The following is a 21,994-nucleotide window of genomic DNA, read 5'->3' as shown; positions in this document are numbered from 1 at the left end:
TGTCAGGTGTCGCGGGGTAGCCCCTTGAGCGCTGTCTGGCGACAGGCGATCAGCTCTTTGTAAGTTTGTAACAGGGAAAAATCCACAGGTCCCGACTGGGTTTGTAGGGCCTGCAGCTGGCGCTCATAGCCGGTAATTTCGCGGATCAGCTTTTCTTTAAGAGGGCCGGTGCGGTTGTAGCCCACACCTATGTGACACTCGCGTTGGGGCTTTGCCATAGGGGCTCCATGAAGCCGGTGAATTTAACTAAGCATAGTCAAACTACCGGCTGGCCCCAGGTTATTTCCAGATCAATCTGTTATGTGGTTATGCGGGCTTAATGCGCGCCGCAGTTGTCTAGAGAAGCGTCTGCCAGGGGTAACCTGTATCGCCAATCACGTAAAAGAAGGGGTTTAAGATGTCGGACTTTTGGTTGTAGCGCAAAACCTTAAAATCTTCGTCCACTACTACTCCACCGGCGGCTTCGACAATGGCCTGGGCGGCGGCCGTATCCCACTCGCTGGTGGGAGCAAGGCGCGGGTAGAGGTCGGCCATGCCCTCGGCCACTAAGCAGAGTTTCAGCGACGAGCCCATATTGCGAGTCAGCACCGGTTTACCGGTGTCTGACTCCAAGCGCGCCATAAGCTTTTGTACGGCTTCGGCGCCGTGGTTGCGGCTGGCCACCAGCGCGATGGGCTCGCCCGCCGCCAGTGCCTCTTTTACCGCTCGGCAGCGGATGGGTTGCGCGCCCTGGCCGGTGTCCTTAAAGGCCCCCAGGCCGCGCGCGCCGGTATACATCACCTGCTTCACCGGGACGTAAACAATGCCTAACACCGGTACACCCTCGTCAATCAGGGCAATGTTGACGGTGAATTCACCGTTGCGGTTTACAAACTCCTTGGTGCCATCCAGCGGATCGATCAGCCAGTAGCGGTGCCAGCCGCCGCGCACCTCGTAGTCGGGCAGCTGCGATTCTTCAGATAAGACTGGCACGCCTGCCAGCATGGGGGTCAACCCCTCTACCAGAATGCGGTGTGCAGCCAGGTCTGCGGCGGTCAGGGGCGACTTGTCCTGCTTGTGCTGCACCTCGGGGGTATCGGCGCCGTGGTAGACCGCAAGAATTGCTTGGCCTGCGGCTTGCGCCAGCGGGATCAACTGTTGCAGTAATTGCTCTTTGGTGCTGGCATCCAGTGGTTGCACGACATTCTCCTTTGGTGGGCCCCCCATTCTAACGCACAGAGTCAAAGCCCTGTGGGCAATTCTGGGGCCGCCGTCGCAAAAGTTCGAATTTGCGGTGCCGGCTCGTATAAACTTTGCCCTTGGCTAAAAAGGTTTACTTATGACTTACCCCGCAATCGATTGGGCCGGCATCGACACCGTTCTATTGGATATGGACGGCACGCTGTTGGATTTACACTACGACAGCTACTTTTGGCTGGACCACCTGCCCGCACGCCTGGCGCAGCTGCGCGGCCAGCCCGAAAGCGCGGTGCGCGATCAATTGCTGACCCACATCCGCGCCATCGAAGGCACGCTCAACTGGTACTGCCTGGACTACTGGGCAACCCAGTTGCAAGTGGACATCATGGCGTTAAAGGCGGAAATCAAACATAAGATTCAGCTGCGGCCCCACGTAGCTGAATTTCTGCAGTTGACGCGCCAGCTGGGCAAAAAAGTGGTGTTGATTACCAATTCGCACCCCAAGGGGTTATCGCTCAAATTGGAGGTGACGGCGCTGGATCAATGGCTCGACCTGATCATTTCCTCACACGAATTTAACGAGCCCAAAGAGGTCCAGGCCTTTTGGCGTGCACTGGTGGCGCGGGAACCCTTCGACCCGGCGCGGGCGCTATTCGTGGACGACACGGTGCGGGTGCTGGATTCGGCGCGCGATTTTGGCATTGGCCATCTGCTGGGTATACATCAGCCGGACAGCCAGACGCCAAGGCGCTTGGAGGGCTACCCGGCCATCGACCATTTTGATGAGCTCTTCCCCGGCCTGCAGGCGGCCCTGCGTGGATAAGCTACGGATCGATAAATGGCTTTGGGCCGCACGTTTTTTCAAGACCCGCAGCCTGGCCAAGGCCGCCATCGAGGGTGGCAAGGTGCGCGTCGACGGCGACCGGCCCAAGGTCAGCAAAGACATTTGCGCGGGCATGCTAATTACCATCAGGCGCGGCTTCGACGAGCAGGTGGTGGAAGTATTGGCGTTGTCCGACCAGCGCCGGGGTGCTCCGGAGGCGGCGCTGCTGTACCGCGAGACCGAGGCCAGTCTGGCCGCGCGCACTGAGCAGCAGTCGGCGCGCAAGGCGTTGGCCGGCGAGATACACACAGAGGGTCGGCCCAACAAAAAACAGCGCCGCCAAATTCATCGGTTTGTGCGGCGGGTGGTGGACGAAAGCCAAGACCCGCCGGGCTAGGCCAAACTTCCCTGGCCCGGGCTGGGAAGCCATGGTGTAAAATACCGCTTTTTGCCAAACGGTTAACTTTACATGTCTGACGCCACCTCTCAGCCCACCATCGACATACTGCAACGCTTTCTGTTTGACGAGAGCGACATCCGCGGCGAACAAGTGACCCTCGCCGAGGCCTACCGCGATGTGCTAGCCCACAATCCGGCGCCCGCACCGGTCCAACAACTGCTGGGCGAAATGCTGGCGGCGGCGGCGCTGCTGTCGTCGACCTTGAAGTTCGACGGCGTGATTACCCTGCAGGCCCAGGGCGACGGGCCGGTGCCGCTGATGATGGCCGAGTGCACCCGCCACCAGGCGCTGCGCGGCATTGCCCGGCCCGGCGAGTCGGGCGAATTCGCCTTGTCTGAAGACACCAGCCTAACCGGCCTGCTGGGCAGTGGCGTCTTGGCCATCACAATCGACCCCGATAAGGGCGAGCGCTACCAGGGCATTGTGCCCCTGGATCAGCCAACCTTAGCCCAGTGCTTGGAAGCCTATTTCGCCCAGTCTGAGCAATTGGCCACACGCCTGTGGCTGGCGGCCGACGGCAAGCGCGCGGGTGGTTTGTTGGTACAGGCGTTGCCAAAGCAACTGGTAGCCGATGAGAACGACAATGCCAATCAATGGGACACGGTGGTGGCACTGGCACACACTGTAAAGCCTGATGAATTGTTATATCTAGATCATTCACAAAACCTATATCGATTATTCAATGAATTGGCTGTGCGCCTGTTTGATCCCCAGCCGCTGCGCTTTGCCTGCACCTGCTCTGAGAGCCGAAGCTTGAATGCGCTGGCGCAATTAAAGCGGGAAGAATTGAATGAAATCCTTACAGAACAAGGACATATCACCATCGACTGCCAGTTTTGCAACCAGCAGTACCGCTTTGAGGCGCAGCAAATCGACGCGCTGTTTGATGCCGAACCCCCCACCCTGCATTGATCTCACCAAACATAAGTTTGGTTATTCCTGAACCTTTCACTATCGCTCGCGTGAATGAACTCTGGCATAATGCGCCACCTTAAAAGTCACATCATAAGGTGGCGGCTATGACCGCCACTGCAAAAACCCGGGCAAAAAGACTTGGGGGTGGCTAGCCAGGCGCTATGCTTTGGTTAGCTCAGCCGGCGGCCCTGCCGACCGCTAGATTGATGGATAGCCCTGCAAGGCGGGCACCATCCTGAATAGTTAATGCAATCACGCTGACAGGACGAGAGAAATGACCCAAGCCACTGCGACCGTATACGCGGATCTCAGCTCTGCGCAACTGATCGAAGAAGCGCTCAAACGCGGTGAAGGCCGCCTGACCAACACCGGTGCACTGCTGGCGGTAACCGGCGAGCGCACTGGCCGTTCGCCCGCTGACCGCTTTATTGTGAAAGAGCCCTCCACCGAAGCGGCCATCGATTGGGGTAACGTCAATCGCCCCTTTGACGCCGACAAATTCGATGCCCTGTGGGCGCGGGTTGAAGACTACCTGGGCAACCAGGACCGCTTTGTGTCTCAGCTGCACGTGGGCGAAGACGAGAATCACTACCTGCCGGTGAAAGTGACCACCCAAACGGCGTGGCACAACCTGTTTGCGCGCAATATGTTCATTCGCACCGCCCAGTACAACCCCAAAGGCCGCGACGAGTGGCAAATCTTGCACGCTGCCAATTTTGAGTGCGAGCCCGCGCGCGATGGCACAAACTCAGAAGGTATCGTGTGCATTAACTTTGCCCAGCGCAAAGTGTTGCTGGCCGGTATGAAATACGCTGGCGAAATGAAAAAATCCATGTTCTCCGTGCAGAACTTTCTGTTGCCCGCCGTCGATGTGATGCCCATGCACTGTTCGGCCAATGTCGGCAAAGACGGCGACACTTGCTTGTTCTTCGGCCTGTCTGGCACAGGTAAAACCACCCTCTCTGCCGACCCTGAGCGCTACCTGATTGGCGACGACGAGCACGGCTGGGCCAAGGGCGCGGTGTTTAATATGGAAGGTGGCTGTTACGCCAAAACCATCGATCTGTCGCAGAAAAACGAGCCGGTGATTTGGGATGCCATTCGCTTTGGCGCCATTGTAGAAAATGTGGTGGTAGACGATAAGCGCGTGGCCGACTACTGCGACACTAGCCTGTCTGAAAACGGGCGCTGCTCCTACCCGCTGGAACACGTGGAGCTGCGCGTTGAGAAAAATCGTGCGGGCGAGCCCAAGAACGTCATTTTCCTGACCTGTGACGTGACTGGCGTATTGCCGCCGGTATCTATCCTGTCGAAAGAGGCTGCGGCCTACCACTTCTTGTCGGGCTACACCGCCCGTGTTGGCTCCACTGAGCTGGGCGCGGAAGCGGGCATTAACCCCACCTTCTCCACCTGCTTTGGCGCACCCTTCATGCCGCGCCCTGCGCGCGAATACGCCGAGCTGTTGATGAAGCGCGTGCAGGATTTTGGTGCGAAAGTGTACCTGGTTAACACCGGTTGGACCGGCGGTGCCGGCGGTGCCAATGGCACCGGCAAGCGCTTCCCCATTCCCGTGACCCGCGCAGTGGTTGCCGCCATTCAAAATGGCTCGCTCGAAGGTGTGGCCACCGAGCACTTGGATACCCTGAATCTGGATATCCCCGTGTCGGTGTCGGGCGTCGACGCCAAGTACTTGAACCCGCGCAAGGCCTGGAACAACGAGGCCGCCTACGACGAGCAAGCCGCTAAGCTGGCTGGCCTGTTTGCTAAAAACATCACCAAGTTTAAGGTATCTGCCGACGTAGAAGCGGCCGGACCTAAAGCATAAGGCAGCTGGCAACAGCTCGCCCAAGCGGTGCAAACAAAACGGGGGTGACAGTGTCACCCCTTTTTTGTGGGCGCGTGTTTTATCACCGGTGTCAGCTTAGTTTTTGCTGGCTCCAGCAACACAGGCTGCACAAGTGTGGCAGCTGTCCGCTGCCAAGCCCGCAGTGAATGCGCGTAAAACCTTGAAGTGCTGCCGCACTGAGTCGTCTATAACTCTATAGCCATTTTGCTGCGTTGCCGTGGCGGCTAGAGCATTGGGCACGTCAGGCGGCTTGCTGTCCCGCCCAATTAATCCATTGAACATTAAAGGAAATCGCCATGCGCTGGCATTTGATTGCACTGCTTTGCCTACTGATTGCTCCCGTCACCTTGGCAGAAGAGGAAAAGGCGCCCAAAGATCTATACCCGGAAGAAATTCAGAAAGTCACCGAGCACAAGGTGACCATAGGCGGTAAAACCCTTGCCTACACTGCCACGGCGGGGGTGTCGTTTGTCTATAACGACGAGCACGAGAAAATTGGCTCTATCTATTACACCGCTTACGTCAAAAAAGGCGAAAAGCCCCACAACAGGCCTGTGACCTTCGCCTATAACGGCGGACCTGGCTCGGCCTCTGTCTGGTTGCACATGGGTACCCTGGGCCCCAAGCGCGTAGTGTTTGACGAAGAAGGTTTCCCCACACCGCCGCCTTACACAGTGGTCGATAACGAGTACTCAATTCTCGATAAAACGGACTTGGTATTTATCGATCCCGTGGGCACAGGCTATTCGCGCGTGGGCGGCAAAGGCAAGGCCGAAGATTTCCACGGTGTGTGGGAGGACGTGCGCAGTGTGTCGGAGTTTATTCGCCTGTACATGACTCGCAACCAACGTTGGGGGTCGCCAAAATACTTGATTGGCGAAAGCTATGGCACCCTGCGCTCGGCGGGTATTGCGCACCACATGAGCGAAAAAATGGGCGTTTACTTCAACGGTGTCATGCTGATTTCCAGCGTGTTAAATTTTGCCATTGAAAACGACCCGAACGACCCGACGCAAATCATGTCGCCACTCACCTTGCTACCTGCCTACACGGCCACCGCCTGGTACCACAATAAACTGTCACCTGCCTTGCAGGCCGACTTGCAACAAACACTCAAGCGCGCGCGTGAATTCGCGTTGGGTGAATACGCCGATGTGTTGCTGCAAGGCGATTGGGCCACGGAGGCCGCGCGTATCAAAGCGGCCAAGCAACTGGCGGCGCTGACGGGTTTGCCCGAGGCGTTTGTGCTCGAACAAAATCTGCGTATCAGCCTGAAGGAATTTCTGCACACCCTTTTGCGTGCGGAGGGAAAAACAGTGGGCCGCCTCGACAGCCGCTTTGTGACCCAAGAGTTGGATGCGCTAGATCAACCGGGTTACCGCGACCCTTCTTACATGGCAATTCACGGGCCTTACACCGCGGCCGTCATGGACTATCTGAAAAGCGATTTAAAATTTGAGAGCGATCTGACTTATCACATTCTGGGTGGCGGCGTAAAAGACTGGAATTTTAATGACTTTGCCGACGACATGTTCGACATGAGCCGTAAATTGCGCCACGCCATGTTGCGCAACCCGGATATGCGCGTATTTGTTGCTAATGGCTACTACGATTTAGCCACGCCTTTTTTCGCCACCGAATTTAATTTTTCGCACATGGGGTTGCCCGCCGAGCTCAAGGACAATGTCACCATGACCTACTACGAGTCGGGCCACATGATGTATATCCGCAAGCACGATCTGAAAAAGCTAAAGGCCGATCTGGCAACATTTATTCGTTAACAGGCGTCGACGATAAATAACCCGGCAGCGGTATGTCTGCCGGCCAGCGCGCTGTAGCCGCGCCCTAGCGGCCAGCCATAGCCCCAGCGAAAGGGCGTGGGGATAAATGGCGAGCCGCCCAACCGCACGCCCATGAGCATAATGGCGCTTATGGATGGCTGTTGCTTGTCGTTCACGCACTGCTGAAGGGCTGCGTCCGCCATGGCGCGCTGCTGGGCGGTACCGCCCGCCCAATAGGCGGCGTCGTGAGTGCGACAGCAATCGAGCCAAAGGCTGGGTTGCGTGTGGGTGCCGTCGGGAAAACGGCTGCAGCCATCGGAGCTGAATGGATTAGGGCCGAGGGTCTCTGCGCTTGCGTGCAGTGGCAGCCAAGACAGCATCGACAACCAAGCACCTATCAATCCAAAAAATAACGCACGCATTTGGTCTCACCCGCAAGCTGGGCTTGCCATACTAGCAAATTGCACAAACCGGGCGGTTAATCTTTGCGCTTGAGCCTGGTTGCCATTAACCACAGTAAAAGGCCGGCGCCAAACAGTAACAGTGTGCTGGGCTCCGGCAAGACGAGCGCGTCCCGCGTGTTGGTTGACGGTGCAGGAATATTAGCCGGCACAAACCAATTGGGGCCGCCACCGGTGGGCAGGTCGGCACTGGGCTGGCGGGCCTTTTCGAGCAAAGTTAGCCAATTGAAGTCCGGTTCCGGCTGTGCGATGACTGCTTGCCCACCCACCGCCTCTGGCTCAACGATGATGTCGGCAAGAGCTAGTGGAGACAAGAATGTCAAAAGAATCAGCGGTTTAAGCATTCTAATTGGCACTAAAGTATGGATGGTCGCGCAAGGTTAGCATTTTGACGGAATCAAAGGTAGTTGCGGCGCCTACTGGAGGTAGAATCCCCCCTCACTTAAATGGCGGGGAGTGGGTGCGCGTGAAAGTTTGGACTGGCTGCAGGTGGGTGGCGCGGTTAACAGTGCCTTTGGTGTCGGGGATGGCGCTGATGCCGGCATCGGCATCGAATGAGGGCATGCTAGAGGTGATAGAAGTTTCCGCCACTCGCAAAGCCGCCCCCGATTCGGCGGTAAGCTTTAGCAACATCGCCATGGATGAAATCGCCAATCAACTGCAGGGCCAGGAACCGGCATTTCTGTTGCAGACAACGCCCTCCATTGGCAGCTACTCGGATGCGGGCAGTTATCAGGGGTACGCCTATAAGCGCCTGCGCGGTATGGACCAAACGCGCATTAACATGACCCTTAACGGCGTGCCGCTCAATGAGCCCGAAGATCAGGGAGTGTACTTTTCCAACTATTCGGGGTTTCTGGCGAACATCGCCGACGTGCAGATTCAGCGCGGCACTGGCATTGCCCAGCACGGCACTGCGAGTTACGCCGGCAGCGTTCAATTTGCCTCGAAGCGCCCCGCTACCCAAGCGAGTGCCGAGGTGACGGTCAATCTTGCAAGTTTTGCTACTCAACAAGCTCAGCTTGATATTAATTCGGGTCAGCACCAAGGCATGGCCGCCCGATTTAACCTTCAGCGCCAATCTTCCGATGGTTACAAGCACCGTTCGGCGAACGATTCGCAAAGTGCATTTGGCAGTCTGAGCTGGGATCAGGGTGCAAATTTATGGATGCTCACGGGCTTTAGCGGCGAACAGCGCAATCAAATGGCCTGGTTGGGCGCCACTGAAGCGCAAATCAGCCTTGATCGCCGCACGAATGCCAATTCTCAGGAAAACGATGAGTTTCGCCAGCAGCTTGTGATGCTAAATAACGAGCATTGGGTGAGCGAGTGGATGTCAATTAGCAGCGCGGTTTACGCCAATTGGCTCAACGGCAATTACGACTTTGATTTGAACAACTTTCTCGGTTTGCCAGTGACATCGGAGATGTACAACTACCACTTTGATTCCGCTTTTTACGGCGGCTTTAGCAATCTAGCAATGACATCGTCCTTAGGCGAGACGCTTTTGGGCTTGCATATTAATGACTACCAGCGCGAACACCTGGGCTCGGAAAGGCAGGCCGGCGAGCTCTACAGGAATACCGGCTATAAAGACAGCGCAAGTGTGTACATAAAACATCGGGTGGAGTGGCATCCCATTGGTCTTGAGGCGGCATTACAACATCGAACAACCACTTTTCGTTACCGGGGTAGTACTGCCATGGATGATCAAACCTGGCGTTTTATCAATCCATTTATCGGCGTGACTTATCGATTGAGCCCTGCGGTATCGCTCTACGCGAGTGCCGGTAAATCCGGCCGCGAGCCCACCCGCAACGACATGTTTGGTGGTGCCGATGATTTGGTGCCGGCGCCGGGTGGCGGCCCTGCACTCTTTGCGCTAGATCCCGAATATGTTGCAGATTACGAGTTGGGTATACGCTACATATCTGCACAGGCCAGTGCCAGTATCAACGGTTTTTATATGCGTTTCGACGATGAGCTTGCGCTGGCCGGCCAGTTGGGCCCCAACGGTTTACCGCTGACACAGGGTGTAAACTCGAGTTTGCGCCGAGGCTTGGAATTTGAGGGCGAATTAGAGTATTCCAATTGGCACTTGGTAATGTCTGCTTCGCTGAGCGAGGGAGAAATTCGCGAACAGGGCGAAGTATTTTCACATCTTTATTTGCCCCGTTGGATGTTGCAGCCCAGCCTGCGCTACGACTATGGCCAATGGTTTGGCTACGTCGAAATGCGCTACCAAAGCACCGCCTATATCGATTTTTCTAATGAAAACACTTTACCGGGCTACTTAATTGGCAGTTTAAAGTTTGGTTATGAAAAAGGTGGTTTTAGTGTTGTTGCGCATTTAAACAACGTCACTAACAAACTCTATTACGGTAATGCCTCCGTGGATTTTATGGGTGCAAACCGATATTTTGTAGCGGCTCCACGCAATATGTCTGTGTCAATAAATTATCGATGGTGATTGTTTGAAAGGAAAGCTGTTCGAAATGCGGAGATATATTTCTTAAAGGTTATTCTTTACAAAAGTATTAGTGATCAGTAATAAATTTTATTAGAGATGCAGCCTGGACGTTAAATTAAAACCCATTGACAGATTGTCTCGGCTTAAGGCGCGCTCGCCAAAAGCGAGCGCGCACATTGGTTGATTATTTAACGTCGCACTGCTCTTCCCACCAAGGCAGTGTGCAGTCCCCTACGTAAACTGCTACAGACGCGAGTGCTGAAAAGGCGATAAGGTTGGCGAACAATCCTGTCTTTAAGTATTTCATAATTCTAATCCTTCAAAATTAAGAGTGAATGCCCCTTCGTGGGGCGCTATACCTTTGTGGAAATCCGTATATTCGATAGAGACCTGGATGTTGGCGAATTAGCTTTGACTTGACGTCGATTGGTAAGCAGGAAAAAGTGGTTTAGTTAGCAATGAATCGTCATTTTCTGCTAACTAATCAATAGAATGTAGCTAAGTTATTTTTGCCTTAAAAAGTTAATGCAGGATGAGGCGTTTAGGGGCTTAGCTTATCGAACTCGAGTGGCGCTATTGCTGTGCATTAGATTGCAAGGACAGGTACATTTGCGTGCCTACTTTTCGTTGCGATGCTTTGGGCGATTAACATACTTAGTCGTCATCCAAAGACGGATTCGAAGCCAAATGTCGAACATTCGAGTGATTTTTGCCAGGCCAGTTTTGGACTTGCCAGGGTAAATATTCTAGCAAGGGTAAAGCCTATTTGATGGCGATTCAGATGTGCCGCAGGTTTAGCGAGAGTCGTATAAACCGCTATTGCTATGATTCTACCTGTCCCAGGCGCTAGCTGTTGCTCATCTGTCAGCTACATTTAAGGTAATCGGGCTTCGGAAGGCGGGGTGGGACATTGTGCGAGCCGTATACGTACTTATCGGTTTAATGGCGTTACTTTCGTCCAGTGGGTCATGGGCACAGGCACCAATTCAGCTGGTGGCGGATGATTGGTGCCCCTTTACTTGTCAGCCGCATCTCGACAAGCCGGGCTTTATGGTAGAGGCGGCTATTCAGTCCTTTGCCGCCGTGGGCATAAAAAGTCAGTACCAGGTAACAGGTTGGCGCCGGGCGCTGCGCAACGTGGCCGTTGGTAAAATGGATGTCCTGTTAGGTGCAGATACCAGTATGGCTAAAAAATTGTATCTTGATGATCAATTTACGGTCAGGGACGAAACGCTGTTTTTAGCTCTCAAGGATGCCAATATTCCCCTCGATGCCGATATAAACCTACGGGACTATCAGATTGGTATAATTTCTGAATACACCTATACCGATTCTGAAATCTGGGCCAAGGCCATAGAGAGTCACCCCAATCAGGTGAAACTCAGCAGCAGCGACGGCGAGCGCCGACTTATTGATCTACTGCTGTCGGGCCGGGTGGATATTGCCTTGGTGAACCGGCATGTTGCGGCACACGTGCTAGGCGACCTGGATACCCACGGTTTGGTGGCCGCGCATCGCAGCGGTATGGTGAGTATCTTGTATATGGGGTTTACGAAAAATACCAAGGGCAAAAGGTTGCGCGCAGCCTTTCAGCGCGGGTTCGCTATCATCAAAACCAATGGCGAATTGGAAAAACTTTATCGGCGCTATCACATTGACTACCCCTATTGAGCCAATGGCTGCATTTAGTCGAATCAAGCGGTGGTTCTAGTGTAATTCGTGTTGTCGGCAAGTTGGGTGCGAGGCGGACAAATTTGTGGGAACAAATTTGGACAGTGTTAGCTGCACCGAAGGGGTGAGTCACAGGGAGGTGACGAATCAATAATTGTAATAGCCTGGGGGCAATTCATCCCCTGTGGGGTTCACTCACGTCGTCCTTGTCGTTGGCTCGCTGAGAAGCCGCGCTTTGTTAATCGGCTGTCCTGCCGATTAATCGCTACGCCCGTATCTAAATGCTGGCCGCATTTTGTCGAACCAAGCTGTGGTTTTAGTGTGATTTATCTTGGCGGGAAGTTGGGTGCGAGGCGGACAAATTTGTAGGAACAAATTTGGACAGCGTTAGCTGCCCCGAAGGGGTGAGTCACAGGGAGGTGACGAATCAATAATTGTAATAGCCTAGGGGCTATTACAACCCTTCGGGCTGCGCTTCGCTTGTTTAAAATGCTGACCGCATTTTGTCGAACCAGGCGGTGGTTCTCATCCGGCCTATGGCCGCCATACAAAAAAGCCCCGTCCGAAGACGAGGCTTTTGTGTATGGTGCCCAGAGGCGGAATCGAACCACCGACACGCGGATTTTCAATCCGCTGCTCTACCGACTGAGCTATCTGGGCAACCCCGCTTTCGCAGGAGGCGCGTATTAAACCCGCTGAGCGGGGTGGAGTCAAGGGCAGTGCAGGGCTTTTTTTGCGTTTGTGATTCAGGGGGTCGGGGGGCTGGCTCGTCCTATAATAGAGGTTGTTCAAAGTTCAGTCAGTTGGAGCTTAGTATGAAGGTTAGAGAGCTGTTAACCGAATGGGAAAACACCACCGAGCGCTGGAAAGGCGATGTGGACTACACCTTAAAGCTACCGGTTAAAGACGCGGCGCGATTAGAGGCGTTGGCGGCTTTGTACCCGGCGGTGGACAAGCAAACGCTGATCAATCAGTTGCTGCATGCAGCGCTGGAGGAGATCGAGTCCACCATGCCCTACGTGCAGGGGCCGAAGGTGGTTGCCCACGACGAGCTGGGCGACCCAATGTTTGAAGATGTGGGTTTGACGCCAGAGTATCTGCGGCTGCGCGCCAGTTTTGCGGAAAAGCTGAGTAAGGCCGGCTAAGGCTCAGTCTTTGTCGCTGGGGGGCACATAACCTTCGGCGGCATCGTAGTTTTCGCCCGATAGAAATTTCTCCATCTGCTCGCCCAAGTAGGTGCGGGCTGTCATATCCATCAAATTCAGGTGTTTTTCGTTGATCAGCATGGTTTGGTGTGCCAGCCATTCCTGCCAGGCTTGTTTGGAGACATCGGCGTAAAGTGCTTGGCCTTTGGCGCCCGGAAAGGGCGGTTGGTCTAGGCCAGGGAGCGCTTTTTTGTACTTCCGGCAGATAACGGTGCGGGTCATTGTGGGTCCTCTGTCTGTGAATCTATCGCCACACGCGGCAGCGGGTTGGGCAGGCCGGCGGGGCCTAAAAATTGATCGAGCTCGCCGCTGTTGCGCATCTGCAAAATAGCGGCGCTAATCTCTTGCGCCAGTTGTCGGCCCAGATCGTTATCGGCGAAGGCATAGCATAGCGACCGATCGAGCACTGGGGCCGAGGCGTCGTAACCGGGCATGGGCAGCTGGTCGGCCTGGGCTATCACCTGCAGCTCAAAGGCGTCGGCAATGATGGCGTCCAGCCGGTGGTTAATTAACATGCGCAGCGCCTGGCGTTGGCTGGCGACAAACTCCAGCGTAATCCCTTCTCCGGCTGGCCCCTGCAGGGCATACGCATAGCCGCGCACCAGGCCCACCCGCTTGCCCTTGAGCTGATCGTAAGTTGGGATAAGCGCCTGACCGGGCGGGGTAAATATGTGCCGCACCACGCGGGCAAAGGGAACGGAGCGCACATAGTGGCGTGGCAGTTGTACATTGCAGAAATCGGGCACCAGTGCGTCGGCTTGGCCGGCGTTAAAGATGTGATCTGCTCGTACCGGCGGCGAAATGGTGGTGCGATGGCGTATGGGCAGTTTCGCCAGCAGTGCTTGATGCAGGGCGTAGAGGGAGCCTGAACCATCGGCTTCCATATACACCGGTACCTCCATGGCACTGAAATGCACTTCGGGTGTGGCCGGTGCTTGCGCCTGTGCCGCCAGGCTCAGTAGCAGGCTAAACAGGTAACTCAGCCGAACTAGCATAGCGGTTCGCGCTCCACCAGATGGGCCAAAAGCCGCGTGACCGGGGCCGCTAAGCCGAGCTTGCCCGGCGCTTCGGGCCGAACCCAGCGGGCGGCGGGATTGTCGGCCACCTGTGGGAGGCTATGGTCTAATTGAATTAATACTGGATTGATGTGCAGGTGGTAGTGGCTAAAGGTGTGGCGCCAGCCGGGTAGCGCGTCGAGCGCACCGGGCGTACCAAAATGCTGCCGGGTATGGTGTTTGGCCGACTGTTCGACCGGCAACTCCGGGAAACTCCACAGGCCGCCCCAAATGCCCGTGGGCGGTCGCTGCTCCAGCAATATTTCGCCCTTGGCATTGCGCAGCATCAGCAGTTGCACGTGTTTTTCCGGCAGGACTTTACGGGGTTTTTTACCCGGAAAATCGGCCACGCGCCCCAGACCGTGGGCGACGCAGCCACCCAGCAGTGGGCAGCGGTCGCAGGCGGGTTTGGCGCGGGTGCACAGGGTGGCGCCTAGATCCATCATCGCCTGGGTGTAATCGCCGTTGCGGTGGTGGGGTGTGGCGGCTTCGGCCAGGGCCCAAAGTTTGTTGGCGGTGGCTGTTTGGCCGGGCCAACCGTCAACGCCGTGGTAGCGCGCTAAAACCCGCTTTACGTTGCCGTCCAAAATAGCGGCGCGCTTGCCAAAGGCGATCGAGCTAATGGCGCCGGCAGTGGAGCGGCCAACGCCCGACAGCTGTGTCAGCGCCTCAACGGTGTTGGGAAATTCGCCGCTGAACTCGCTGACAACTTGTTGCGCGGCTTTGTGCAGATTGCGCGCGCGGGCGTAGTAGCCGAGGCCCGTCCACAGGTGTAATACGTCGTCTACCGGCGCGCTGGCCAGCGCCGCCACTGAGGGGAAGCGCGCCATAAAGCGCTCGAAGTAAGGGATGACGGTGCTCACTTGCGTTTGTTGCAGCATTATTTCCGACACCCACACGCGGTAGGCATTGATCTGCTGCTGCCAGGGCAAATGCTTGCGACCGTGCTGATCAAACCAGGCCAGCACGGTGCTGGCAAACAGTGTTGTTTCAGTTTTTGTCATTCTTTTTCTTGCTACCAAACAAACCTTTTAGCAGCTCCTTGGCCTCCGGATTCTTCTCCAGGTGCTTATCGAGCTCTTTGTTAATTTTGCTTTTTACCTCGTCGCGGTACAGGTCTTCCAACATGGCCAGATCGGGCGCGCAGGAGCGGGCATTGAGTTTGGCGAAGCTGTCTTTACAGCGCACGGGAATGTCGCGGTTCAACAGCTTTTTATTGGAAATTGGGCAGTTCAGCAGTTTGTTTGCGGCTTCATCGATGCGCAGATTAAATTTGAAATCCAGCGCGCCCTGGCTCAAATCCACCATGCCCAGGCCGGCCATGGCCATAGACTCTACGCCGCCTTTTATATTCTCTATGGTGAGTTTGCTGTTGCCGTAGTGAATCTTAGAGGTCAGGGTTTGCAGCTTGGTGGCATCGGCCCAGTTTACCGCGGGCATCTCCTGTTTTTGCGCCAACATAGCCAATTCACACAGGCTCTTTTCCAGGTTCATATTGTGCAGCAACATCTGCTGGCTGGTGAGTGAAATGTCCGCCTGTATGCTGTCTGCCAGGGCGGTACTGGTGGCGCCTTTGGCACTGCCGGTAGCCACTACCGCACCATTGCCCGATACCAGCGCGGGCGCGTCAAAGTCTTTCAATAGCGCTTGCAGCGGCATGCGCTCGCCGGTGGCTTTGAAATTGAGCGTGGCCGTGGACTTGCGGGCGTCAAATACCCCGCTGGCGTTCAGGGGGCCATCGTGCAGGGTGGCATCAAAGGCATTAAGCGTGATCAGCCCGCCCTTGGCGGTGACTTTGGTTTTTACCTGTTTAAAATCCAGGCCCTTGACCAGCAGGCTATCGAATCCGGCCAGTAGGTCCAGGTTTAGGCTGCGCAGGGCCTCCAGTGGCAGCGCATCGGCAGCGGCTGCCGGCTTGGCAGCGGCTTTTTTACCTGCGCTTGCACCTTTGGCGGGCGCGGGTTCGGGCGGCGGCAGGTAGTGATCCAGGTTGATGGTGTCGCCCTGAATGTCAACGGTAATGGCCAGGGTGCTGAAATCGGTGATGCCGGCGCTACCGGTGATGGTGCTCTGGTCCAGGGTCAGCGTCAGGGGCGTCAGGCTAATCTGTTGATCAGTGCCGGCAAAGGGCGAGCTAAGTGCCACCTGATGCAGCGCTTCAGGGCTTGCCATAGGTGGCAAGGGCGTGCCCATGGCAAGCATCAGCTTTTGCACATTGGTGGGTGCCACAGATAGATCGCCGGAATAGCTCAGGCCCGCGCCAGTCGCGTGGCCAAGTAGCAGGGTAGCGTTGGCGGTGAGCTCGACCTTGGCCTCGGTGGCCCCCTGTTTGAGCACCGTGGGCGCCTTGAGCTTCTCAACAATGATTTGGTCCAGCTTAGCGGGCACCTTTAGCGCCAATTCGGCGCGCGTATTGCCCATGAGGGTGGAGGCTTCCGGGCGCTCGAGTTTGAAATCGGTACTGAGTTGTACGGGAAAGGCCTGGCCGTCGAGTTTCAACTGGGTGAGTTCGGCTGAAAGGTCGGAAAGCAAGAGCTTGAGCCCGTCGGCATTCTGAAAGCGCAGCTCGCTGTCGTTAAGTGTCAGCCGGTCGAGGCGCAGATTTTGTTCGAAATCAAAGGGCGTCTGGTCTTGCACGCTTTTTAGTTGGACTCGATCAGCGTGGGTGGCATTGGCATAGCGCAGTGTGGGCGTCTGCTGCAGGCTGGCGGTTTGGCCCAAGGTACTCCAATTGCCGCGGCCGTTCTTATCCACTGTTAAATGAATGTTGGCGCCGGAGAGGGTAATGCCATCGATCTTAATCTGCTGCTTGAACAGGGGCGTCAGCTGTACCGACACGGCAAAATGCCGAATGCTCGCGATGACCTCGTCGGGCCGGGCAGGGTCGGCCACCGAGACGTCGTTGGCTTTGATGGCAACGCGGGGCCAAAGCTGCCAGCCCAAATCGCCATCCATGCGCAGGGCAATGTTGTGGCGGGCAGCGGCGTCGATGATTTCAGGTTTATATTTATTGGGGTCAAAGGTCAGTATCAGGGCGACGAGTGCAGCCACTAGCAATATCACAAGTATTGCGAAAATCTTCAGAATCCGTACCACGTTAACCTCCTGGAGATGGGTCATTTGGGCGCAGTGTAACGCACTGCCTCAGCATAGATAGTGTTGCGGCGCCGAATCTTGTGCAGCGCTGGATTTTTTTGCCTAAATTGTTTTCTCACGGCGGCAATGCCGCTAGAATGCGCGCTTTTCCACTATAGGAAACAGGTGATCACTATGGGAAACAAAACCCCTCTGTACGAAGCGCACAAGGCCATGGGCGGCCGCGTGGTGGATTTTGGCGGCTGGGATATGCCTGTCAACTACGGCTCGCAGGTTGAAGAGCACCACAAGGTGCGCACCGATGCCGGCATGTTCGACGTTTCCCACATGACCATCGTGGACGTCACCGGTCCCGAGGCCAAGGCTTTTCTGCAAAAGTTGTTGGCCAACGACGTGGCCAAGATCGAATCGGCGCCGGGCAAGGCGCTGTACACCGGTATGCTCAACGAGCAGGGCGGCGTAATTGACGACCTGATCGTCTACTACATGGGCGACTGGTACCGCACCGTGGTTAACTGCGCCACGCGCGAGAAAGATTTGGCGTGGATGGCCAAGGTGGCTGCAGACTTTGCGGTCACTATCAGCGAGCAGCCGCAGCTGGCCATGGTCGCTGTGCAGGGCCCTAACGCCATCGCCAAGACGCAGCAAGTACTGCCCCAAACCGCCGAGCTGATCGGCGGGCTAAAAGTATTTCAAGGCGCGGCCCACGGCGACTGGTTCATCGCCCGCACCGGCTACACCGGTGAGGACGGCCTAGAGGTCATGGTGCCCGAGTCGGAAGTGGTCGGTTTCTGGCAGGCCTTGGCCGATGCAGGCGTACAGCCCTGCGGTCTGGGTGCGCGCGACACCCTACGCCTGGAGGCCGGCATGAATTTGTACGGCTCCGATATGGACGAAAGCATTTCGCCACTGGAGGCCAACATGGCCTGGACCGTTGCCTGGGAACCGGCCGAGCGCGACTTTATTGGCCGCGCGGCACTTGTTGCGCAGAAAGCTGCGGGTCTCAAGCGCAAATTGGTGGGTCTGATACTGGAAGACAAGGGCGTACTGCGCGGTCACCAGAAGGTCATTGTTGAAGGCGCCGTCGACACCGGTGAAGTGACCAGCGGTACTTTTTCGCCCACCTTGGGGTATTCTATCGCCCTGGCGCGCGTACCGGTTGAAGTTGGCGACACATGTCTGGTAGAAATGCGCAACAAACAAGTGCCCGTAAAAGTGGTTAAGCCCAGCTTTGTCCGCAACGGCAAAAAAATATTCTAATTGATTGAAAACTGAGCGGCGCGCCGCGACGAGGAACTTCCCATGAGCGAGATTCGCAAAGAACTGAAATACATGGCCAGCCACGAGTGGGCGCGCATCGAAGATGACGGCACCGTGACCGTGGGCATTTCCGACCACGCGCAAGAAGCGCTGGGCGACGTGGTGTATGTGGAAACCCCCGAAGTGGGTTCCACCGTTAACGCGGGTGAAGAGGCCGGAGTTGTTGAGTCGGTCAAGGCCGCCTCAGACATCTATTCGCCCATTACTGGTGAAGTGATCGCCGTCAACGAGGCCCTGGAAGATGCGCCCGAAACCGTCAACAGCTCGCCCTACGACGACGGCTGGTTTTTTAAGGTGAAGCCCAGCGATTTGTCCGAACTGGACGACGCCTTGGATGCCGATGGCTACGCCGCAGCCTGCGAAGACGAGTAAGCTTTTACCCATAAAAAAGCCCGCTTTGGCGGGCTTTTTTATGGGTTGCCAACGGTGGTTTAAAGATCTAGCGCAATCTCTTGTACAAAGTGCGCACTGCCGCCCGCCACCAGCGAGTGGATGTCGCCGGCTGTCCGCGTTAATTGCACTTGGATAACGCTGGGTGAGGCGGGCGCCATAAAGTGCCCCTGCTCAATGAAAAACTCCGATTGTGTATAACCCATCGCGCGAGCCAGGTAGCAGGCGAGGGGGCCGGCGGCCATGCCCGTGGCGGCTTCCTCGGCGATGCCAAAGCGCGGTGCAAACATGCGTGTACTGGCCTGGCGACCGGCCTGTACCGTGTCGGTGGTAAAGATGTAGTAACCCACCAGGTCCAGCGCTTCCGATAGGGCTTCAATGGCCGGGAGCTTGGGTTGCAGGGCCGCCAGCTGTCGATGGTTATGCAGGCCCAGCACCAGAAATCCATTGCCTGTGTCCACGCGCATGGGCGGTGCCAACAATTGCCCGGCTTCCAGGTTGAGCGAGTCCAAAACGGCCTGCTGCAAGTTGTCCAAGGGTGTAAAGGTGGGTGCCTTCTGCTCCATAAAGGCCTTGTCGTCGCGCAGCCAAATTCGCCGGGTTCCGTCGATGGTTTCCTTAGAGTATTCGCCCTCACTCAAGTAGCCTTGTTGGGCCAAATAGCTGAAGGTGGCAATGGTGGCGTGGCCACAATGGGCAATTTGCCGGGTTGGCGTAAAAAATTCCAGCTTGAGATCTGCCACCTCTGAGCGAGACACAAAGGCGGTTTCGGATAGGTTGGCCGCGCGGGCGATGGCGAGTTTCTGGTCGTGCGACAAGTGGTCGGCATCGCGCACTACGCCGGCGGGATTGCCGCCGCGACCGCGATCGGTAAAGGCATTGATTTGGGCAACTAAAACATTCATAGCGATTTCCTGCTAGGCGAGTAGAGCTGCCAGACTAGCTAATTAGACCATACTCTAAGTCAAGCGTTTTAGGCGTTGCAATTTGCGCTCGGTGACATCCAGGTAGTGGCCAATGGCTGCTTGTTGCTCGCGCAGCTTCTGTGCATGCAGGTTTAGCATTGCGCATTGCGTGGCTGTGTCTCGCTGTTGGTGCGCGCGTGTATAGGCCCTGATATTGGCCAGCGACATCCCGGATTTTTTTAAACATACAATCCAGTTCAGCAGCTCCACATCGTTTTTGCTATAGGCGCGGTGGCCGCTGGCGTCCACTGTGGGGCGCGGCAAGAGTTTTTGTTTTTCGTAGTAGCGAATTGTATGGGCACTGACTTCGACGGCCCTGCTGACATCACCAATTTTCATCGCGCTCTACTCCCAGGAGATGGCCGTCAGAGATCGATCGGCACGAGCTAAATATAACGCACCCTGTTAGACGTTGCTTTTGGTCAAGATATGCGTTTCGAGCCGATCCAACGACCGCTGATTTTTCTCGGCCCAGTATTCTCTTATACCCTGCTCGCCCTTGCGCTCGGCCCAGTTTTTCAGCAGATCCCGATCGCCGACATAGTCAAACAAAGGCACGGCCATACCGCAGGAATTTTGCACCAGGTCAACCTGCATATCGAATATCTGGCGCGCGCCAGCCAGCGGAGTAAATTTTGGGTAAAGCGCTTGCCAGTCGCTATCGCCCTGGTGAACCGCGCGAGCTTGGCCATACAAGCGTAAAATATTGGGCTTGCCTTCGAAGGCAGCAAACATGATGGTCATTCGGTTATTGTGTTCCAGGTGCGCCGCAGTTTCGTTGCCGCTGCCGGTGACATTCAACCAGATGACCCGATTGGAGCCCAATACGCGCAGCGAGTCCATGCCTTTGGGGGAAATGTTAACGCGGCTGTCAGCGGTGGCGGTGCCCACAAAAAAAAGCTGCTGCGCTTCGATAAACGCGCGGTTTTTGTCGGAAATGTGATCGTACTGCTGGCCCATAGTGCTGTCCTTAGGTTTGGCTGTCCGGAGCGCCGGCGGTGTCCGCTGCGCCTGCGCAAAGCAGGATAACGCGAAACGCCGGTGCCTGCTGTTGTAAAACAATTCCATTTTTTTGTGCAGGCTATTCCCACTGGTTGTAGGGATTAGCTTCAGTCTTGACCGCCCGCTCGGGCGCGGCAAACGCTGAACAGCTCATCCACCAGTGGCTGATCGTTTAGCGCTCGGCCAATGGCCATGGCGCCAATCATCAGTACGGCCGTCTCAATAGCCTGCTGGCGGGCGCGTTCGCCCTCGCCCACGGCTTCTATAAAGCCCTTAAATACCTGCGTGTAAGCGGCGCGAACTTCGGGTTCGCGCTGGCTGATATCGGTGGCGAGAAAGGCCAGAGGGCAGTGACCGGTTTCTCCGCGCCGGTGCTCAGGGCTGAGATAGGCCTCCACCAGCTGGCGTCGACTGGGCGTGCGGGGCAACTGCGCAGTTAATTGCTGATAGGCCAGTTGTGCCGCCGTCCCGATTGACTCCGCATAGAGCTCAGACTTGGATTTAAAGTGCGCGTAAAAGGCGCCGCGGGTCAGGCCGGCGTGGTGCATAACGTCGTCAATGCCCACCTTGTCGTAGCCCCGCTGGGTAAACAGCTGGGCGGCGCTGCCTACTATGCGCGCGCGGGTTTGTTGTTTGCGATCGGAGGGCCAGGCCATGGCGTTTCATTCTCTTAAATATGTTATTGAACATATTCTCATGCTCGATAGCCTGTGCAAAGTCCTGAATTGAGAGGGCGAGCCGGCGGGGTAGTTCCGTCCTATTTGTGTCACTTTGGTGCTGACACAGCGTATTAAAACGAATGCAAGGAGCTTCGCTTATGAACGTATATATTTACGGGCCACAATTTTCCAACTTTGTTCGCAGTGTGCAATGGGTGTGTGAGGAAAAGGGCATAGACTACGCCATTGGATTTGCTCCGGGCGGAGAAGAGGTGACCTTCAAGGGCGAGCAGCACGGACAATGGCATCCCTACCAAAAGGTTCCGGTGCTATTGCACGAAGGTCGGGCGCTAGTGGAAACAGCGGCGATTTGTCGTTATCTAGACGACAATTTCGATGGCCCGGTGCTAACCCCAGCCGACCCCTGGACTCGGGCGGAAACCGACAGTCGCTGTCAGATGGTGAGCTTGTATGTGGACAAGGCCATTGTAAGAGACTACTTATTGGAACTGGTGTTCCCCAAAGGCGAAGACGGTAAACCTCGCTTGGATGTAATGAAGGCAGCGCAACCTGCCGCGCAGTCCGCCACCCAGGTGCTGGCTAACTTGCTGGGTGATCAGCGCTATTTTGGTGGTCTGGAGCCGTCTTTGCTCGATGCAATCGCGGCCCCGATAGTGTGTTATGTGGCCAGTTTGC

Annotated in this window: 23 protein-coding genes and 1 tRNA gene; 11 read left to right on the top strand and 13 right to left on the bottom strand. The window is 56.1% G+C overall.

Features of this window, described 5'->3' with window-relative positions; all coding sequences use genetic code 11:
- Window positions 1-2: 2 nt before the first annotated feature.
- Both ACW8F6_RS17455 and cysQ read right to left on the bottom strand, forming a co-directional pair.
- Window positions 3-218 carry a hypothetical protein gene (locus tag ACW8F6_RS17455; protein WP_491577169.1) on the bottom strand — a complete coding sequence of 72 codons (216 nt, stop codon included), beginning with the start codon at window positions 216-218 and terminating at the stop codon, window positions 3-5.
- A gap of 118 nt (window positions 219-336) precedes the next feature.
- Window positions 337-1,179, bottom strand: a complete 843-nt coding sequence (gene cysQ, locus ACW8F6_RS17450) for a 3'(2'),5'-bisphosphate nucleotidase CysQ (protein WP_491577168.1) — start codon at window positions 1,177-1,179, stop codon at window positions 337-339.
- 139 nt (window positions 1,180-1,318) lie between these two features.
- On the opposite strand from cysQ, the gene yrfG reads away from it, so the two are divergent.
- The 5 genes from yrfG (at window position 1,319) to ACW8F6_RS17425 (ending at window position 7,004) form a co-directional block, all read left to right on the top strand.
- Entirely contained in the window at window positions 1,319-2,002 is a 684-nt protein-coding gene (gene yrfG / locus ACW8F6_RS17445; RefSeq protein WP_491577167.1) for a GMP/IMP nucleotidase, read from the top strand.
- Window positions 1,995-2,399 carry an RNA-binding S4 domain-containing protein gene (locus ACW8F6_RS17440; protein ID WP_491577166.1) on the top strand — a complete coding sequence of 135 codons (405 nt, stop codon included), beginning with the start codon at window positions 1,995-1,997 and terminating at the stop codon, window positions 2,397-2,399. Before yrfG ends, ACW8F6_RS17440 begins: the two co-directional genes overlap by 8 nt.
- Before the next feature lie 72 nt (window positions 2,400-2,471).
- Window positions 2,472-3,374 (top strand): Hsp33 family molecular chaperone HslO, encoded by a 903-nt coding sequence (hslO, locus tag ACW8F6_RS17435; protein WP_491577165.1) that lies wholly within the window; start codon window positions 2,472-2,474, stop codon window positions 3,372-3,374.
- Window positions 3,375-3,651: 277 nt separating this feature from the next.
- The gene (locus ACW8F6_RS17430) at window positions 3,652-5,202 is read left to right on the top strand and encodes a phosphoenolpyruvate carboxykinase (RefSeq protein WP_491577164.1); all 1,551 of its coding nucleotides are present in this window, start codon (window positions 3,652-3,654) and stop codon (window positions 5,200-5,202) included.
- Window positions 5,203-5,519: 317 nt separating this feature from the next.
- Window positions 5,520-7,004 carry a S10 family peptidase gene (locus tag ACW8F6_RS17425; protein ID WP_491577163.1) on the top strand — a complete coding sequence of 495 codons (1,485 nt, stop codon included), beginning with the start codon at window positions 5,520-5,522 and terminating at the stop codon, window positions 7,002-7,004.
- Here ACW8F6_RS17425 and ACW8F6_RS17420 read toward each other — a convergent pair.
- Both ACW8F6_RS17420 and ACW8F6_RS17415 read right to left on the bottom strand, forming a co-directional pair.
- On the bottom strand, window positions 7,001-7,426 hold the full coding sequence (locus ACW8F6_RS17420; RefSeq protein WP_491577162.1) for an FAD-binding oxidoreductase: 426 nt from the start codon (window positions 7,424-7,426) through the stop codon (window positions 7,001-7,003). The two genes, ACW8F6_RS17425 and ACW8F6_RS17420, sit on opposite strands and share 4 nt — an antisense overlap.
- A gap of 56 nt (window positions 7,427-7,482) precedes the next feature.
- The gene (locus ACW8F6_RS17415; protein ID WP_491577161.1) at window positions 7,483-7,788 is read right to left on the bottom strand and encodes a PEP-CTERM sorting domain-containing protein; all 306 of its coding nucleotides are present in this window, start codon (window positions 7,786-7,788) and stop codon (window positions 7,483-7,485) included.
- Window positions 7,789-7,958: 170 nt separating this feature from the next.
- On the opposite strand from ACW8F6_RS17415, the gene ACW8F6_RS17410 reads away from it, so the two are divergent.
- Together ACW8F6_RS17410 and ACW8F6_RS17405 are read left to right on the top strand one after the other, a co-directional pair.
- Window positions 7,959-9,935 (top strand): TonB-dependent receptor, encoded by a 1,977-nt coding sequence (locus ACW8F6_RS17410; protein WP_491577160.1) that lies wholly within the window; start codon window positions 7,959-7,961, stop codon window positions 9,933-9,935.
- Window positions 9,936-10,847: 912 nt separating this feature from the next.
- The gene (locus ACW8F6_RS17405; RefSeq protein WP_491577159.1) at window positions 10,848-11,606 is read left to right on the top strand and encodes a substrate-binding periplasmic protein; all 759 of its coding nucleotides are present in this window, start codon (window positions 10,848-10,850) and stop codon (window positions 11,604-11,606) included.
- A 584-nt stretch (window positions 11,607-12,190) separates the two neighbouring features.
- Here the strand turns inward: ACW8F6_RS17405 and ACW8F6_RS17400 are convergent.
- Window positions 12,191-12,266, bottom strand: a tRNA-Phe gene (locus ACW8F6_RS17400).
- 155 nt (window positions 12,267-12,421) lie between these two features.
- Here ACW8F6_RS17400 and ACW8F6_RS17395 point away from each other — a divergent pair.
- A complete protein-coding gene (locus ACW8F6_RS17395; protein WP_491577158.1) occupies window positions 12,422-12,751 on the top strand; it encodes a type 1 pili tip component in 330 nt (109 codons plus the stop codon).
- 3 nt (window positions 12,752-12,754) lie between these two features.
- Here ACW8F6_RS17395 and ACW8F6_RS17390 read toward each other — a convergent pair whose 3' ends face one another.
- The 4 genes from ACW8F6_RS17390 to ACW8F6_RS17375 are packed head-to-tail and all read right to left on the bottom strand — an operon-like array spanning window position 12,755 to window position 16,962.
- Window positions 12,755-13,033, bottom strand: a complete 279-nt coding sequence (locus ACW8F6_RS17390) for an oxidative damage protection protein (RefSeq protein ID WP_491577157.1) — start codon at window positions 13,031-13,033, stop codon at window positions 12,755-12,757.
- Window positions 13,030-13,806, bottom strand: coding sequence for a substrate-binding periplasmic protein (locus ACW8F6_RS17385; protein ID WP_491577156.1), 777 nt, complete (start codon window positions 13,804-13,806; stop codon window positions 13,030-13,032). The genes ACW8F6_RS17390 and ACW8F6_RS17385 overlap by 4 nt, the downstream gene beginning before the upstream one ends.
- Window positions 13,800-14,870, bottom strand: coding sequence for an A/G-specific adenine glycosylase (gene mutY, locus ACW8F6_RS17380; protein ID WP_491577155.1), 1,071 nt, complete (start codon window positions 14,868-14,870; stop codon window positions 13,800-13,802). Before mutY ends, ACW8F6_RS17385 begins: the two co-directional genes overlap by 7 nt.
- Window positions 14,857-16,962: an AsmA family protein gene (locus tag ACW8F6_RS17375; protein WP_491577154.1), complete on the bottom strand. Its 2,106-nt coding sequence runs from the start codon at window positions 16,960-16,962 to the stop codon at window positions 14,857-14,859. Before ACW8F6_RS17375 ends, mutY begins: the two co-directional genes overlap by 14 nt.
- A gap of 174 nt (window positions 16,963-17,136) precedes the next feature.
- Here ACW8F6_RS17375 and gcvT point away from each other — a divergent pair, with 174 nt between their 5' ends.
- Together gcvT and gcvH are read left to right on the top strand one after the other, a co-directional pair.
- Window positions 17,137-18,222 carry a glycine cleavage system aminomethyltransferase GcvT gene (gene gcvT, locus ACW8F6_RS17370; RefSeq protein WP_491577153.1) on the top strand — a complete coding sequence of 362 codons (1,086 nt, stop codon included), beginning with the start codon at window positions 17,137-17,139 and terminating at the stop codon, window positions 18,220-18,222.
- A gap of 42 nt (window positions 18,223-18,264) precedes the next feature.
- Window positions 18,265-18,654, top strand: a complete 390-nt coding sequence (gcvH, locus tag ACW8F6_RS17365; protein ID WP_491577152.1) for a glycine cleavage system protein GcvH — start codon at window positions 18,265-18,267, stop codon at window positions 18,652-18,654.
- Between the two features lie 59 nt (window positions 18,655-18,713).
- Here the strand turns inward: gcvH and ACW8F6_RS17360 are convergent, their stop codons facing one another.
- The 4 genes from ACW8F6_RS17360 to ACW8F6_RS17345 form a co-directional block, all read right to left on the bottom strand.
- Window positions 18,714-19,577 (bottom strand): PhzF family phenazine biosynthesis protein, encoded by an 864-nt coding sequence (locus tag ACW8F6_RS17360; RefSeq protein WP_491577151.1) that lies wholly within the window; start codon window positions 19,575-19,577, stop codon window positions 18,714-18,716.
- Window positions 19,578-19,631: 54 nt separating this feature from the next.
- Entirely contained in the window at window positions 19,632-19,976 is a 345-nt protein-coding gene (locus tag ACW8F6_RS17355) for a MerR family transcriptional regulator (protein ID WP_491577150.1), read from the bottom strand.
- A 66-nt stretch (window positions 19,977-20,042) separates the two neighbouring features.
- On the bottom strand, window positions 20,043-20,597 hold the full coding sequence (locus ACW8F6_RS17350; RefSeq protein WP_491577149.1) for a pyridoxamine 5'-phosphate oxidase family protein: 555 nt from the start codon (window positions 20,595-20,597) through the stop codon (window positions 20,043-20,045).
- Between the two features lie 149 nt (window positions 20,598-20,746).
- Window positions 20,747-21,295, bottom strand: a complete 549-nt coding sequence (locus tag ACW8F6_RS17345; protein WP_491577148.1) for a TetR/AcrR family transcriptional regulator — start codon at window positions 21,293-21,295, stop codon at window positions 20,747-20,749.
- Window positions 21,296-21,456: 161 nt separating this feature from the next.
- Between ACW8F6_RS17345 and ACW8F6_RS17340 the strand changes: the two genes are divergently transcribed.
- Window positions 21,457-21,994 (top strand): glutathione S-transferase family protein (locus tag ACW8F6_RS17340; protein WP_491577147.1); only part of this gene is annotated, 538 nt, incomplete at its 3' end.

Source organism: Simiduia sp. (assembly GCF_058345725.1).
Note: the sequence above shows the minus strand (reverse complement) of the source record. Positions and strands in the feature narration are given on the sequence as shown.

Excerpts from the sequence above, each read along its gene's own strand:
- ACW8F6_RS17455 (WP_491577169.1), bottom strand. The coding sequence starts at position 218 with ATGGCAAAGCCCCAACGCGAGTGTCACATAGGTGTGGGCTACAACCGC.
- yrfG (WP_491577167.1), top strand. The coding sequence starts at position 1,319 with ATGACTTACCCCGCAATCGATTGGGCCGGCATCGACACCGTTCTATTG.
- hslO (WP_491577165.1), top strand. The coding sequence starts at position 2,472 with ATGTCTGACGCCACCTCTCAGCCCACCATCGACATACTGCAACGCTTT.
- ACW8F6_RS17430 (WP_491577164.1), top strand. The coding sequence starts at position 3,652 with ATGACCCAAGCCACTGCGACCGTATACGCGGATCTCAGCTCTGCGCAA.
- ACW8F6_RS17425 (WP_491577163.1), top strand. The coding sequence starts at position 5,520 with ATGCGCTGGCATTTGATTGCACTGCTTTGCCTACTGATTGCTCCCGTC.
- ACW8F6_RS17420 (WP_491577162.1), bottom strand. The coding sequence starts at position 7,426 with ATGCGTGCGTTATTTTTTGGATTGATAGGTGCTTGGTTGTCGATGCTG.
- ACW8F6_RS17395 (WP_491577158.1), top strand. The coding sequence starts at position 12,422 with ATGAAGGTTAGAGAGCTGTTAACCGAATGGGAAAACACCACCGAGCGC.
- ACW8F6_RS17390 (WP_491577157.1), bottom strand. The coding sequence starts at position 13,033 with ATGACCCGCACCGTTATCTGCCGGAAGTACAAAAAAGCGCTCCCTGGC.
- ACW8F6_RS17385 (WP_491577156.1), bottom strand. The coding sequence starts at position 13,806 with ATGCTAGTTCGGCTGAGTTACCTGTTTAGCCTGCTACTGAGCCTGGCG.
- mutY (WP_491577155.1), bottom strand. The coding sequence starts at position 14,870 with ATGACAAAAACTGAAACAACACTGTTTGCCAGCACCGTGCTGGCCTGG.
- gcvT (WP_491577153.1), top strand. The coding sequence starts at position 17,137 with ATGGGAAACAAAACCCCTCTGTACGAAGCGCACAAGGCCATGGGCGGC.
- gcvH (WP_491577152.1), top strand. The coding sequence starts at position 18,265 with ATGAGCGAGATTCGCAAAGAACTGAAATACATGGCCAGCCACGAGTGG.
- ACW8F6_RS17360 (WP_491577151.1), bottom strand. The coding sequence starts at position 19,577 with ATGAATGTTTTAGTTGCCCAAATCAATGCCTTTACCGATCGCGGTCGC.
- ACW8F6_RS17355 (WP_491577150.1), bottom strand. The coding sequence starts at position 19,976 with ATGAAAATTGGTGATGTCAGCAGGGCCGTCGAAGTCAGTGCCCATACA.
- ACW8F6_RS17350 (WP_491577149.1), bottom strand. The coding sequence starts at position 20,597 with ATGGGCCAGCAGTACGATCACATTTCCGACAAAAACCGCGCGTTTATC.
- ACW8F6_RS17345 (WP_491577148.1), bottom strand. The coding sequence starts at position 21,295 with ATGGCCTGGCCCTCCGATCGCAAACAACAAACCCGCGCGCGCATAGTA.